The organism is Citrobacter sp. SX206 (genome assembly GCF_024181025.1).
Taxonomy (GTDB): Bacteria; Pseudomonadota; Gammaproteobacteria; order Enterobacterales; family Enterobacteriaceae; genus Citrobacter; species Citrobacter youngae.
Genome location: NZ_CP049738.1, coordinates 3,104,630 through 3,118,441, shown reverse-complemented (window position 1 = coordinate 3,118,441; position 13,812 = coordinate 3,104,630). Strand labels below are relative to the sequence as shown.

The following is a 13,812-nucleotide window of genomic DNA, read 5'->3' as shown; positions in this document are numbered from 1 at the left end:
AATAATTAGTTAAAAATCCTTCAGGAGAAAAGCCATGAGGTGGCAACAACGTGTTCGTGTCGCAACGGGTCTAAGTTGCTGGCAGATTGTGTTGCATTTACTGGTAGTGGCGTTGCTGGTAATGGGCTGGATGAGCGGCAAGCTGGTGCACGTCGGCCTGGGATTATGCGTCGTGTATGGCGTAACGGTTATCTTAATGCTGGCATTGCAACGTCACCATGAACAGCGCTGGCGTGATGTGGCTGACGTGCTGGAAGAGCTGACGACCACGTGGTATTTCGGTGCGGCAATGATCGTACTGTGGTTACTGTCGCGTGTGCTGCAAAACAACGTGTTACTGGCGCTGGCGGGGCTGGCGATCCTTGCCGGACCCGCAGTGGTCTCGCTGTTGGCGAAAGACAAAAAGTTACATCACTTTGCGTCTAAACATCGCATACGCCGCTGAGCCTGTTGTGGCCGCTATCACCAATAGCGGCCACAAACTTCCCCAGACAATCTGCAGACTCGCATCCTTCAGGTAAATCTGTTTTGTGATGTCCGTAAAGTGACGGATCGGGTTTATCCATGTCAGATTCTGCAACCACACAGGCATATTTTCGACCGGAGAGACATATCCGGACAGCAAAATCGCCGGCATCATAAAGACAAAGACGCCGATAAATGCCTGCTGCTGTGTCGCGCACAGTGACGAAATCAGCAAGCCAAATCCCACCAGCGACAGTCCGTAAATCACCATCGTGAAGTAGAACAGCCCCAGTGAACCGGCAAACGGGATGTGATAGGCCCAGATGCCGATTGCCAGTACGATGGTGGCCTGAAAGGTGGCAACAATCAGTGCCGGCACCGCTTTACCGATGAAAATCTGCCAGGTGGTAAGCGGGGAAACCAGCAGTTGATCCAGCGTGCCTTGCTCGCGCTCGCGAGCAACCGAGAGCGAGGTGACGATCATTACGCCGATAGTGGTGATCATGGCGATCAGCGACGGAACCACGAACCATTTGTAATCCAGATTCGGGTTGTACCAGTTACGCACGACCAGCTCGCTGTTGTTTGGTTTCGGCTTGCCGTCCATCAACTCCTGCTGATACGTCTTAACGATCTGCTGCAGATAATTTGCGGCAATCTGCGCGCTGTTGGAGTTGCGCCCATCGAGAATTAGCTGCATGGGTGCCTGCTGGAAAGTATCCAGATTACGCGAGAAGTCTGCCGGGAAGCGCACCAGTAGCAGTGCTTTTTGCGTGTCGATAGTGGGTTGGATTTCCTGGGGACTTTTTAGCAGCAGAATATGGGTAAAGGCGCTGGCGCGGGCGAAGCGTTGGGTTAATTCCACCGAATGTTTACCGTTGTCTTCGTTATAGATAGCGATAGTGGCGTTGGTCACTTCCAGCGTTGCCGCAAACGGGAACAGGATCACCTGAATCAGTACCGGTAAAATCAGAATGGCTCGCGTTTGCGGTTCGCGTAGCAGCGATTGCAGCTCTTTACGAATTAACGTCCATAAGCGATGAAACATGCCCGTCCCCTTAATCCAGCCGACGTTTGGTTTTCAGCCACGTCAGGCCAATAAACATTACCGCCGAAGCGATTAAAAACAGCACGTTGATAATTAGCACCACTGGAATATTTCCCGCCAGAAACAGGCTTTGCAGGGTGCTGACGAAATAACGCGCCGGAATAATGTAGGTTACCGCCCGGATAATCGCGGGCATGCTGTCTATCTGGAAGATAAAACCTGACAGCATAATCGAGGGCAGGAAAGCGGCGTTCAGCGCGACCTGCGCGGCGTTAAACTGGTTGCGGGTAATAGTCGAAATCAACAGGCCCATGCCGAGCGTACTCAGCAGAAACAGGCTGGTAATGAAAAACAGGATCAGCAACGAGCCGCGATAGGGCACGCCAAGAATAAATACCGACACCAGCATACACAGCAGCATCGCCAGCATGCCCAGAAAGTAATACGGGATCAGTTTGCACAGCAGCAGCTCGACGCGGGTGACTTCGGTAGACAGCAGGGCCTCCATGGTTCCGCGTTCCCATTCGCGCGCTACCACTAATGAGGTGAGGATTGCGCCAATGACCGTCATTATGATGGTCACCGCTCCGGGAATAATAAAGTGCTGGCTGATGGCTGCCGGGTTAAACCAGTAGCGGGTCTGCACGTCGATCAAGGGCTTGAATGATTCTCCCCGGTCTTCCGCCCGCTGTTGTTGCCAGATCTGCCAGATACCTTCGACATAACCCTGTACAAAGTTGGCGGTATTCGGTTCGCTGCCGTCGGTGATCACCTGGATCGGCGCCACGTCGTTGGGTCGCGCCATCTGCTGGGCAAAATTCACCGGGATCACCACCAGCCCGCGAATGCGCCCGGCCTGCATTTTCTCAATCAATTCCTGACGGTTATCGCTGATGGTAGCGTCAATATACGGCGAGCCGGTCATGGTATGGGTAAAATCCAGCGCCTCCTCGCTTTGCTGTTCGAGCAAAATCCCTACCCGCAGCTTGCTGGAGTCGAGGTTGATCCCGTAGCCGAAGATAAACAGCAGCAGCAGCGGGATCACGACGGCAATCAGCCAACTGCTGGGATCGCGGACGATCTGGCGGGTTTCTTTCACGCACAGCGCGCGTACGCGACGCCAGGAGAGGGCGGAATTACTCATGCGCGTGCTCCTTATCCCAGTCATTGATTAGCGTGATAAACGCCTGTTCCATCGTTGGGTCCGGCGTGTCGCTATCGGCTGCTTGTGCTTTCAGGTCATCAGGCGTGCCGCTGGCAATCAGTTTGCCGCGATACACCAGCCCGATACGGTCACAGTATTCCGCCTCATCCATAAAGTGGGTGGTCACCATCACCGTGACGCCTTTTTCCACCATGCTGTTGATATGCAGCCAGAACTCCCGACGGGTGAGGGGATCGACTCCGGAAGTGGGTTCATCGAGGAACAGGATATCGGGTTCATGCATCAGCGAGCAGGCCAGTGCCAGGCGCTGCTTAAAGCCCAGCGGCAGATCGTCGGTGGCGTGAGACGCGATGCTTTTCAAACCGAATGCCTCGCTCATACGATCAATTTTGTCTTTCTGCGCACGGCCACGCAGACCGTAGACGCCGGAGAAAAAGCGCAGGTTCTGCTCAACGGTCAGGTTGCCGTACAGGGAGAATTTTTGCGCCATATAGCCCAGATGCTGGCGTGCTTTGCCGGAGCTGACTTTCAGATCCATGTCCAGCACCAGCGCTTTGCCGGAGGTGGGAACCAGCAGGCCGCACATCATTTTAAAGGTGGTGGATTTACCGGCACCGTTGGGCCCTAGCAGGCCAAAAATCTCACCACGCTGTACGGAAAAGTCTACGTGGTCGGTCGCGGCAAAATCGCCAAACTTCTTGGTCAGCGCTTTGGCTTCGATCACCGTTTCGCCAGGCGTGCCTTCCACGGTATGCAGGATAGCGCCCAGTGGCGATTCCGATGTCCCGGCTCCGCCGAGTAAATCGATAAAGGCATCCTCAAAGCGGGGAGTCGTTTCGCTGATGTTAATCTCCGGCATGCCGTCAGCGTTTTGGATCTGCTGAGCTGTCGCCTCTTTTTTCAGGATTAAACGGACGGATTTCCCCTGAATCATCCCATCGCTGACCAGCGGTAGTTTTAACGCGCGTTGCAGCAGTCGGCGGTTATTTTCCTGCGGACTGCTCATCAGGAAGCTGCGACCAGCCATAGTTTGCGTAAGCTGAGTAGGATCGCCCTGGTATAACAATTCGCCTTCGTTCATCAGCAGCACATCACGGCACTGCTCTGCTTCATCCAGATACGACGTACTCCAGAGGATTAGCATACCGTCCCCGGCTAGTTCGTGGACCATTTGCCACAGTTCGCGACGGGAAATTGGGTCGACACCGACACCCGGTTCATCCAGCAACAATACTTTGGGTTCGCCGACCAGCGTACAGGCCAGCCCGAGCTTCTGTTTCATCCCACCGGAAAGTTTGCCCGCCAGTCGTCCGGTAAATGGCCCCAGCGAGGTAAATTCCAGCAGGCGGGCAAAGGTTTTTTCTCGCGCCTCACCGGTGACGCTGCGCAAATCGGCATAGAGATTGAGGTTCTCCATGACGGTTAAATCTTCATACAGACCAAATTTCTGCGGCATATAGCCCAGCACCGCGTGCAGCGCGCTGTCGTCTTTGATGGGGTCAAAACCAATCACCGCAGCACTTCCGGCATCAGGTTTTAATAATCCCGCCAGCATGCGCATCAGCGTGGTTTTGCCCGCGCCGTCCGGCCCGACAAGCCCGGTCACGTAGCCTGCATGTACGGTGCCGTCGAGCGGGGCGACGGCCGGTTTTTCCATACCGGCAAAGTTTTTTGTCAGCCCTTTGAGCGTAATAACGGCATCATTCATGCCGTGCCTCATCGCCAAATTTTATCGTTACCGGCATTCCCTGACGCAGCGCATCGTCCGCGTCGGTTACGACAATTCGCAGGCGATACACCAGATCGGTGCGCAGATCAGGAGTCTCGACCGTTTTCGGCGTAAATTCGGCGGTTGGTGACACAAAGCCGATTTTGCCGTGATACGGTTTGTTCGGGCGGCCGTCGGTATAGAGCAGGATCTCACGTCCTGGCTGCGCCTGGCTCAGATTGCGTTCGTCAACGTAGGCGCGGACCCATACCGGACGCGTGAGCGACAGCGTCAGCACCGTGCCCCCTTCGTTCAGCATGCTGCCGGGTTCAACCGCGCGGGTGAGAAGCGTGCCGTCAGATGGAGAGGTCAGCGTGGTGTCGTGCAAATTAAGCTCAGCCTGTGCCAGCTCAGCCTGAGCTTGTTCGAGCGTGGCTTTCGCCTGTTCGATGTCCTGCACACGATTACCGCTGCGATATTGGCTGAGTTTGTCCTGTGCGGATTTCAACGAGGCTTGCGCCTGGTCACGTGATGAACGGGCGTTTTCCAGGTCGTTAGCGGAGATGGTGCGGCTTTTCCACAATCCAACCTGTCGATTATAAAAGTTCTGTGCGTAATCATAGGCAGCCTGTGCCTGTTTGACGGCCGCTGCCGCCTGGGCGATCTCTTCAGCGCGATACCCGGCCAGCATCAGATCGTATTGCGCCTGGGCAGCGGCAACATTGGCTTTGGCCTGCATCAATGCGTTTTCATACGGTGCGCGGTCCAGTTCGCCCAGCACCTGACCGGCGGTAATCGCATCGCCTTCATCAACCGCCAGCGAGGCCAGCCTGCCGCCAACGCGAAAACTCAGGTTGACGCTACGGATATCGACATTGCCGTACAGCGTCAGGCCATTATCTTGCCGACTTTGATACCACCACGTTCCACCGGCAATCACGGCAACGAGGGCCGCGATAACCAGCCCGAGCACGACAGGTTTTTTCATGACTCCAGACTCCTTTGCGTTAAGCCTTGCAGGATAAGATCGATGTGACAGGTGATCGTTTGGTCAATCAGCGCGGTTTTATCCTCATCAAATTGTGACCAACCCGTACGCAACAGAATGGTTTCTTTCCCCAGACGAAAGGCCAGCACCTCGCCGAGGATGGCGTGGGTATGCAGAATCATTTGGGTATCGTTGGCATCGCCGCCGGTATAGGCGGCAATCAGGCGCGTCAGGTGTGTATGCAGCGGATTGATAACCTGGTCGTGCACCAGTTGATAAGCCGCGGTGGGGGAAAGCTGTTCCCGCGAAATAAATTTGCTCAGGTTTACGGTGTCGTCCTGGGTGAGCAACATGATCATATTTTTGCAGGCGCGCAGGATTAATTCGCGCATCGCGCCACGATCCGGTTCTGGCTGAGCGAATAAACGCTCGGCCTCTTCAGCGTGCGGACGAAACTGTGAGCCGATAAAATCGGCAATCCACTGGGCGCAGGCGAGATATAAATCCTCTTTTGAGCCAAAATAGTAGGTGATAGCCGCTATATTTTGCCCGGCCTGCGCGGCGATATCGCGCGTGGTGGCGTGCAGACCATACTCGCCGAATTGTGCCAATGCGGCGGCAATGAGTTGGTTCTTCGCCTGTTCACCTTTGGTTGTCATGGTGGGTGTATTCATAGCATGACCTGATCTTAATCAATCGATTGATTAAGATTATGACTGATGTGCAACCTTGTCCAGTCCGGATCGTTATTTTCCTCGCAGGGATAATTTATGCGGCACATCACAAAAACTGCTACACTCCGCCCCTTCATGACATTGTGGTTTTTGTCATCTCTATTGTATGTATCTCCCTGAAAACGACACCGGTAACGGTCAGGGCGGTTCGGAGTTGTTATGTCTTTTGATTCCCTTGGTTTAAACCCTGAAATTTTACGTGCCGTTGCCGAACAGGGTTACCGTGAACCTACCCCTATTCAGCAACAGGCGATCCCTGCCGTGCTGGAAGGCCGCGATCTGATGGCCAGCGCCCAGACCGGTACGGGGAAAACGGCAGGTTTTACCCTGCCGCTGTTGCAGCACCTGATTACCCATCAGCCGCATGGTAAAAGCCGTCGCCCGGTGCGTGCGCTGATCCTCACGCCAACCCGCGAACTGGCTGCTCAAATTGGCGAAAACGTACGTGATTACAGTAAGTATCTGAACATCCGCTCGCTGGTGGTCTTCGGCGGCGTCAGTATTAACCCGCAGATGATGAAGCTGCGCGGCGGCGTAGATGTGCTGATTGCCACGCCTGGTCGTTTGCTCGATCTGGAACACCAGAATGCGGTGAAACTGGATCAGGTTGAGATCCTGGTACTCGATGAAGCTGACCGCATGCTGGATATGGGCTTTATTCACGACATTCGTCGCGTTCTGGCGAAGCTGCCGGCAAAACGCCAGAACCTGCTGTTCTCAGCAACGTTCTCTGACGATATTAAGTCGCTGGCCGAAAAGCTGCTGCACAATCCGCTGGAAATCGAAGTGGCGCGCCGTAATACCGCCTCAGAGCAGGTGACTCAGCACGTTCATTTCGTGGATAAAAAACGTAAACGTGAGCTGCTGTCACAGATGATTGGTCAGGGCAACTGGCAGCAGGTGCTGGTGTTTACCCGTACCAAACACGGTGCGAACCATCTGGCTGAACAGTTGAATAAAGACGGCATCCGCAGCGCGGCAATCCACGGTAACAAATCTCAGGGAGCGCGTACCCGTGCGCTGGCCGATTTTAAATCCGGGGATATTCGCGTGCTGGTGGCGACCGATATTGCCGCGCGTGGCCTCGATATCGAAGAGTTGCCACACGTGGTGAACTACGAGCTGCCAAACGTCCCGGAAGATTACGTGCACCGTATTGGCCGTACCGGGCGTGCCGCCGCTACCGGCGAAGCGTTGTCTCTGGTGTGCGTCGATGAACACAAGTTGCTGCGTGACATCGAGAAGCTGCTGAAAAAAGAGATCCCGCGTATTGCAACGCCAGGCTATGAGCCGGATCCCTCCATTAAAGCTGAGCCGATCCAGAACGGTCGCCAGCAGCGTGGCGGCGGTGGTGGTCGCGGGCAGGGCGGAGCAGGGCGTGGCCAGCAGCCGCGTCGTCAGGATGGCGGTGCGCCAAAAGCGAAGCCGCGTAATGGCGAAGGCAAACCGGCAGGCGATAAGCCTCGTCCGCCGCGCCGTCCGCGCAAACCGTCCTCAGCGCAGTAATTGCGAGCCCGGCCGAAAGGTCGGGCTTTTCTTTTTGCGACACGTCCCAGAAAGTGCCACAATAGTGGCTGTTTATACAGTATTTCAGGTTTTCTCATGGCACTAACGGCCGCGTTAAAAGCGCAAATCGCCGCCTGGTATAAGGCGCTTCAGGAACAGATCCCCGATTTTATCCCCCGTGCGCCGCAGCGGCAGATGATTGCTGACGTCGCGAAAACGCTGGCAGGTGAAGAAGGACGGCATCTGGCGATTGAAGCGCCGACCGGAGTGGGGAAAACCCTGTCGTATCTGATTCCCGGTCTTGCCATTGCGCGTGAAGAACAGAAAACGCTGGTGGTCAGTACCGCTAACGTTGCGTTGCAGGATCAGATCTACAGCAAAGACCTGCCGTTGCTGCGTAAAATCATCCCCGATCTGCGTTTTACCGCTGCTTTTGGTCGTGGTCGTTATGTCTGCCCGCGCAATTTGGCCGCGCTGGCCAGTACCGAACCCAATCAACAGGATCTGCTGGCCTTTCTCGACGATGACCTGACGCCAAATAATCAGGAAGAACAAAAGCGCTGCGCCAGGTTGAAAGGCGATCTCGACAGCTATAAGTGGGACGGGCTGCGCGATCACACCGATATCGCCATTGACGACGGACTCTGGCAGCGTCTGAGCACCGATAAAGCCAGCTGTCTGAATCGCAACTGTCACTACTATCGTGAATGCCCTTTTTTTGTCGCCCGCCGCGAGATTCAGGAAGCCGAAGTGGTGGTGGCTAATCATGCGCTGGTGATGGCGGCAATGGAAAGCGAAGCCGTTTTGCCGGAGCCGAAAAACCTGCTGTTAGTCCTTGATGAAGGACATCATTTGCCGGACGTCGCCCGCGATGCGCTGGAGATGAGTGCAGAAATCAGTGCCCCATGGTATCGACTTCAGTTGGATCTGTTCTGCAAATTAGTGGCGACCTGCATGGAGCAGTTCCGCCCGAAAACCACGCCGCCGCTGGCGAATGCCGAGCGGTTGAACGGTCACTGTGAAGAACTGTATGAGCTGATTGCTTCACTTAATAACATCCTCAATCTCTATATGCCCGCTACCCAGGAAGCGGAACACCGCTTTGCAATGGGAGAACTGCCTGGTGAAGTGATGGAGATCTGCCAGCGGCTGGCGAAACTGACGGAAATGCTGCGCGGCCTGGCAGAACTGTTCCTCAACGATCTCAGTGAAAAAACCGGTACCCACGATATTGTGCGTCTGCATCGGGTTATTTTGCAGATGAACCGGGCATTGGGCATGTTCGAGGCGCAAAGCAAATTGTGGCGTCTGGCGTCGCTGGCACAGTCGTCAGGCGCGCCGGTGAGTAAATGGGCGACGCGCGAGGTGCGTGACGGACAGATCCACGTCTGGTTTCACTGCGTGGGGATCCGCGTGAGCGATCAGCTCGAAAGACTGCTGTGGCGTAGCGTACCGCATATTATTGTCACCTCTGCCACGCTGCGTTCTCTCAATAGCTTCTCGCGTCTGCAGGAGATGAGCGGTCTGAAAGAAAAAGCGGGAGACCGCTTTGTTGCACTGGACTCACCGTTTAACCACGTTGAACAGGGCAAAATCGTCATTCCGCAGATGCGCTACGAACCGTTAATTGATAACGAAGAGCAGCATATCGCGGAAATGGCCGCCTATTTCCGCGAGCAACTGGAAAGTAAAAAGCATCAGGGCATGTTGGTGCTTTTTGCCAGCGGACGGGCGATGCAGCGTTTTCTTGAGCACGTTACCGATCTGCGCTTGCTGCTGCTGGTACAGGGCGACCAGCCGCGCTATCGTCTGGTGGAGTTACACCGAAAGCGGGTGGAAAACGGTGAACGCAGTGTACTGGTTGGACTGCAATCTTTTGCCGAAGGTCTGGATTTGAAAGGCGAATTGCTGACCCAGGTACATATTCACAAAATCGCGTTTCCGCCCATCGATAGTCCGGTAGTGGTCACTGAGGGCGAGTGGCTGAAAAGCCTGAACCGCTACCCTTTTGAGGTGCAAAGCTTACCAGCAGCGTCGTTCAATTTGATCCAGCAGGTGGGGCGACTCATTCGTAGCCATGGCTGCTGGGGTGAAGTTGTGATCTACGATAAGCGGTTGTTGACCAAAAACTATGGCAAGCGTTTACTGAATGCGTTACCCATTTTTCCGATAGAGCAGCCTGCTGTGCCAGACGTTATAGTAAAACCAAAAGAAAAAGCGAAACCCACGCGCCGCCGTCGGCGTTAACGATGCGAGCAACAGGAAAGGAGTTATCGATGGATTACCGCAAAATCATCAAAGAGATTGGGCGAGGTAAAAATCACGCGCGTGACCTGGACCAGGATACTGCTCGCGGACTGTATACCCATATGCTGAATGGCGATGTACCGGATCTTGAAATGGGCGGCGTGCTGATTGCGTTGCGCATTAAAGGCGAGGGAGAAGCGGAAATGCTGGGCTTTTACGAAGCGATGCAAAACCACACCATTCGCCTGACGCCGCCGGTTGCCAAACCCATGCCCATTGTCATTCCCAGCTACAATGGCGCGCGCAAGCAGGCCAATCTGACGCCGCTGCTGGCTATCTTATTGCATAAGCTGGGCTTCCCGGTGGTGGTGCACGGCGTCAGCGAGGATCCTACCCGCGTGCTGACAGAAACCATTTTTGAGCTGATGGGGATCATGCCCACGCTGCATGCCGGCCAGGCACAGGCAAAACTGGATGGTCATGAACCGGTATTTATTCCGGTGCGCGCGCTGTGTCCGCCTCTGGATAAGCAACTGGCGATGCGCTGGAGAATGGGGGTGCGCAACAGTGCACATACGCTGGCGAAGTTGGCCACGCCGTTTGCAGAAGATGCCGCGCTGCGTCTTGCCAGTGTTTCTCATCCTGAATATGTCTCGCGAGTGGCGAAATTTTTTGGCGACATCGGCGGCCGTGGTCTGCTGATGCACGGTACCGAAGGCGAGGTGTACGCCAACCCGCAGCGCTGTCCGCAGATAAGCCTGATAGACCCGGCGGGAGTACGCGTGCTACAGGACCGCCAGAGTGAGATGCCTGACGAGCCAGTCCCACTGCCGGTAGCAAAAGATCCGGAAACCACTGCCCGCTGGATAGAACGCTGTCTGGCCGGAAGCGAGCCGATACCGGCCTCATTGAAAATTCAGATGGCCTGCTGTCTGGTGGCCACCGGAGAATCCGCCACGCTGGCTGACGGGCTTGCTCGCGTCGATCAAAGCTTCTGACCCTTTCTTCATCCCGACGGGCCTGTCATCTGGCCCGTCAGTCGTTCCTGTCCTGCACCCTCTGCAACGTGAAATTTCTGCACGATTATTGACCTCCTGGCGACCGTAGCGCAGCATAGTTTGTTGAAAAATAAGAAACACAACAAACACGCAACACAACAGGAGATAACAATGGACAGTGGACATCGCTTTCACGCGCCAACGCTACATGCGTTTATTCAGGCCGTTTTCCGACAGATGGGGAGTGACGAGCAGGAGGCGCAGTTGGTGGCCGATCATCTGATAGCCTCAAACCTCGCCGGGCATGATTCACACGGTATCGGGATGATCCCAAGCTACATTCGCTCATTCTCGCAGGGACATCTGCAGATCAATCGTCATGCCAAAGTGGTCAAAGATGCGGGCGCAGTGGTTACGCTGGATGGGGATTGCGCATTTGGTCAGGTAGCCGCGCATGAAGCTATCGCGCTGGGGATTGAGAAAGCACAGCAGTATGGAATTGCTGCGGTAGCACTGCATAATTCTCACCACATTGGGCGCATTGGCTACTGGGCGGAGCAGTGTGCGGCGGCGGGCTTTGTCTCTATACACTTTGTGAATGTGGTGGGGATCCCGATGGTTGCCCCGTTCCATGGTCGTGATAGCCGTTTTGGCACCAACCCTTTCTGCGTTGTGTTTCCACGTAAAAATGATTTCCCGTTGCTGCTGGACTACGCGACCAGCGCCATCGCTTTTGGTAAAACGCGTGTGGCGTGGCACAAAGGTGAGCCGGTTGCGCCGGGCTGTCTGATTGATGCTCAGGGGGCTCCTACTACCGATCCTGCCGTTATGCAGGAATCGCCATTGGGCTCGCTGCTCACCTTTGCCCAGCATAAAGGCTACGCGCTGGCGGCAATGTGTGAAATCATGGGCGGTGCGCTTTCTGGCGGTAAAACGACCCACGAAGCCAGTTTGCAGAACAGCGCAGACGCCATTATTAACTGCATGACCACGATCATCATTAACCCAACACTATTCGGTGCCCCGGACTGTGACAATCAGGTTTCGGCATTTGCTGACTGGGTCAAAGCGTCGCCGCATGCTGAGGATACGCCTATCCTGTTACCGGGCGAGTGGGAAGTGAATACCCGTGAAGAGCGGCTGGCGCAGGGTATCCCGCTTGATGCCGGAAGTTGGCAAGCGATATGTGAGGCGGCACAGCAAATCGGTATGCCGGATGCGGTATTGCAGGCGTTTCGCCAACGGCTTGAACGTTAGATAAAAAAAAGCCCGTCCAGTGGCGGACGGGCAAACAAAGGGTAACAAACAGGGTCAATGAGGGTTGGAGCATTGGGTCGTACAGGAATTTTGTTGGTTATTTGTAGATAACCGCGGTGCCGCTCATTTTGTCGTTGCCGACAGCGGAGGTGATGCTGTAACCACTTGCACCAGCAGCAGCTGCTTTTTCAGCCAGTTTTGCTTCCAGGCCGTCCAGCGTGGTGGCGCCATCAGCAGATACCACACCCATTTTATTCATGCTTTGCGCCTGAGTGGAGGTAACCGGCTCAGCAGCGAAAACACCAAATGACAGGGTAGACAGGGCGATAGCAGCAACAGCAAATTTAATGTTTTTCATGATTTTTCTCTCGCAGGTTTATTCGGTTAGTCGATGTTCTGTTCAGCAGACGTTGTTCTGTCGATGTGAGAAGTATCACGTTTTTTTCGGTGAGAGAAAATCGAATAGAATTGACGACATCAATCAAAAAAATTGAATGACAAATAACTTATTGAATATTAATAAATTCAGAAGAGGGATTTACAGTTCTTGTCATAGCGCTTTACAGAGAAAGTGACAACGGCACATTTTGCTACACCGCGAGTGAAAAAGCGTGCTCGTAAAGGAAATCGTATGCGCTGAAACTTTTGGTAAAGATGAGTCAACGTAGCTGGCTGTCTTTCGAACCTCTGCGATTATATCCTGAAAATGCAGAGTTATGTGAATCTTTATCCTGCTGGCAGGAGATGCACAAACGCACGCCGGGTACCGCTTCACGGCGCGCCTGCGGGATAGGATTGCCACATTCTTCACATTCATGCAGACCTTCCCCCGTCGATAACTCACCGCGGGCGCGGGCAACAGCATCTTCAATCGTATTGTTGATCTGTTCGTTAACAGCGTCGTCATTTGCCCATCCGGATGCCATATGTACCTCCTGTTGATGTCTACAGAATAAGTATAGCGAATGTGATGGGCGAAAAACGACCACGCATCAGCGGTATCAGATTTCAGACCATTCGCGCAGCAGGTTATGGTAGAGATTGAGTAATGACAGGATCTCGCTACTTTCCCCATGACGTGCCTTCAGGGACTGAATGTTTTTATCCAGTTCAAACAGCATGGCGCGATTTTTGTCATCACGGATCATCGACTGGATCCACATAAACGATGCCACACGAACCCCACGGGTTACCGGCGTAACGCAGTGCAAGCTGCTGGAAGGGTAAAGCACCAGATCGCCTGCCGGAAGTTTCACCGCATGCTGGCCGTAGGTGTCATTGACCAGCAGCTCTCCTCCCGCATAATCGTCGGGATTACTGAGGAATAAGGTGGCGGAAAGGTCTGTGCGCATCCAGCCGTTTTCCGGGTGACTACGCACCGCGCCATCAACGTGAAAACCGTAGGTTTCGTTGTTCTGGTAGCGATTAAACAGCGGTGTGGAGAGCGTTTTCGGTAATGCTGCGGCGAAGAAAAGCGGGCTGTTATTCACCGCGGTTTGTACCGCCTGTTGCAAAATGCCGTAACGCTCACTTTGCGTATCCACCTGCTGGTTGTTTTTTACCTGCGCGCCCTGAGTGCCGGTGGTTGCGCGGCCATCAACCCAGTCGGCAGAGTCCAGTTGTTCGCGAAACCAGGCGACATCCTGCGCCGACAGAACGCCGGGAATGTGGTACATCATCAGTGTTTCTCCTGAAA

Annotated in this window: 13 protein-coding genes; 5 read left to right on the top strand and 8 right to left on the bottom strand. The window is 54.5% G+C overall.

From position 1 onward, the window contains the following. Positions 1-34: 34 nt before the first annotated feature. A complete protein-coding gene (locus G8S19_RS15245; protein WP_048212208.1) occupies positions 35-445 on the top strand; it encodes a YbhQ family protein in 411 nt (136 codons plus the stop codon). On the opposite strand, the gene G8S19_RS15240 is transcribed toward G8S19_RS15245, so the two are convergent. Genes G8S19_RS15240 through cecR form a run of 5 tightly spaced genes read right to left on the bottom strand, consistent with a single transcriptional unit; the run spans position 407 to position 6,048 of the window. Further along, positions 407-1,513 carry an ABC transporter permease gene (locus G8S19_RS15240; RefSeq protein WP_061067575.1) on the bottom strand — a complete coding sequence of 369 codons (1,107 nt, stop codon included), beginning with the start codon at positions 1,511-1,513 and terminating at the stop codon, positions 407-409. The two genes, G8S19_RS15245 and G8S19_RS15240, sit on opposite strands and share 39 nt — an antisense overlap. 10 nt (positions 1,514-1,523) lie before the next feature. Then, on the bottom strand, positions 1,524-2,657 hold the full coding sequence (locus tag G8S19_RS15235; RefSeq protein WP_061067576.1) for an ABC transporter permease: 1,134 nt from the start codon (positions 2,655-2,657) through the stop codon (positions 1,524-1,526). Continuing rightward, a complete protein-coding gene (locus G8S19_RS15230) occupies positions 2,650-4,386 on the bottom strand; it encodes an ATP-binding cassette domain-containing protein (RefSeq protein ID WP_253685486.1) in 1,737 nt (578 codons plus the stop codon). Before G8S19_RS15230 ends, G8S19_RS15235 begins: the two co-directional genes overlap by 8 nt. After that, complete coding sequence (hlyD, locus tag G8S19_RS15225) at positions 4,379-5,374, bottom strand: secretion protein HlyD (RefSeq protein ID WP_124021258.1); 996 nt, start codon at positions 5,372-5,374, stop codon at positions 4,379-4,381. The genes G8S19_RS15230 and hlyD overlap by 8 nt, the downstream gene beginning before the upstream one ends. Next, positions 5,371-6,048: a transcriptional regulator CecR gene (cecR, locus tag G8S19_RS15220; RefSeq protein ID WP_003035216.1), complete on the bottom strand. Its 678-nt coding sequence runs from the start codon at positions 6,046-6,048 to the stop codon at positions 5,371-5,373. The genes hlyD and cecR overlap by 4 nt, the downstream gene beginning before the upstream one ends. A gap of 219 nt (positions 6,049-6,267) precedes the next feature. Between cecR and rhlE the strand changes: the two genes are divergently transcribed. The 4 genes from rhlE (at position 6,268) to G8S19_RS15200 (ending at position 12,116) form a co-directional block, all read left to right on the top strand. Continuing rightward, positions 6,268-7,614, top strand: coding sequence for an ATP-dependent RNA helicase RhlE (gene rhlE / locus G8S19_RS15215; RefSeq protein ID WP_061067578.1), 1,347 nt, complete (start codon positions 6,268-6,270; stop codon positions 7,612-7,614). A gap of 96 nt (positions 7,615-7,710) precedes the next feature. Next, a complete protein-coding gene (dinG, locus tag G8S19_RS15210; RefSeq protein WP_253685484.1) occupies positions 7,711-9,861 on the top strand; it encodes an ATP-dependent DNA helicase DinG in 2,151 nt (716 codons plus the stop codon). 29 nt (positions 9,862-9,890) lie between these two features. Next, positions 9,891-10,859 (top strand): DNA-binding protein YbiB, encoded by a 969-nt coding sequence (ybiB, locus tag G8S19_RS15205; RefSeq protein ID WP_199969306.1) that lies wholly within the window; start codon positions 9,891-9,893, stop codon positions 10,857-10,859. 171 nt (positions 10,860-11,030) lie between these two features. Next, the gene (locus G8S19_RS15200; RefSeq protein WP_101741854.1) at positions 11,031-12,116 is read left to right on the top strand and encodes a malate/lactate/ureidoglycolate dehydrogenase; all 1,086 of its coding nucleotides are present in this window, start codon (positions 11,031-11,033) and stop codon (positions 12,114-12,116) included. A gap of 97 nt (positions 12,117-12,213) precedes the next feature. Here the strand turns inward: G8S19_RS15200 and ybiJ are convergent, their stop codons facing one another. The 3 genes from ybiJ to ybiX form a co-directional block, all read right to left on the bottom strand. Beyond that, entirely contained in the window at positions 12,214-12,474 is a 261-nt protein-coding gene (ybiJ, locus tag G8S19_RS15195) for a DUF1471 family protein YbiJ (RefSeq protein ID WP_048212199.1), read from the bottom strand. A gap of 301 nt (positions 12,475-12,775) precedes the next feature. Next, entirely contained in the window at positions 12,776-13,042 is a 267-nt protein-coding gene (locus G8S19_RS15190) for a DksA/TraR family C4-type zinc finger protein (RefSeq protein ID WP_253685482.1), read from the bottom strand. Between the two features lie 75 nt (positions 13,043-13,117). After that, positions 13,118-13,795: a PKHD-type hydroxylase YbiX gene (gene ybiX, locus G8S19_RS15185; RefSeq protein ID WP_253685480.1), complete on the bottom strand. Its 678-nt coding sequence runs from the start codon at positions 13,793-13,795 to the stop codon at positions 13,118-13,120. Between the last annotated feature and the right edge of the window lie 17 nt (positions 13,796-13,812).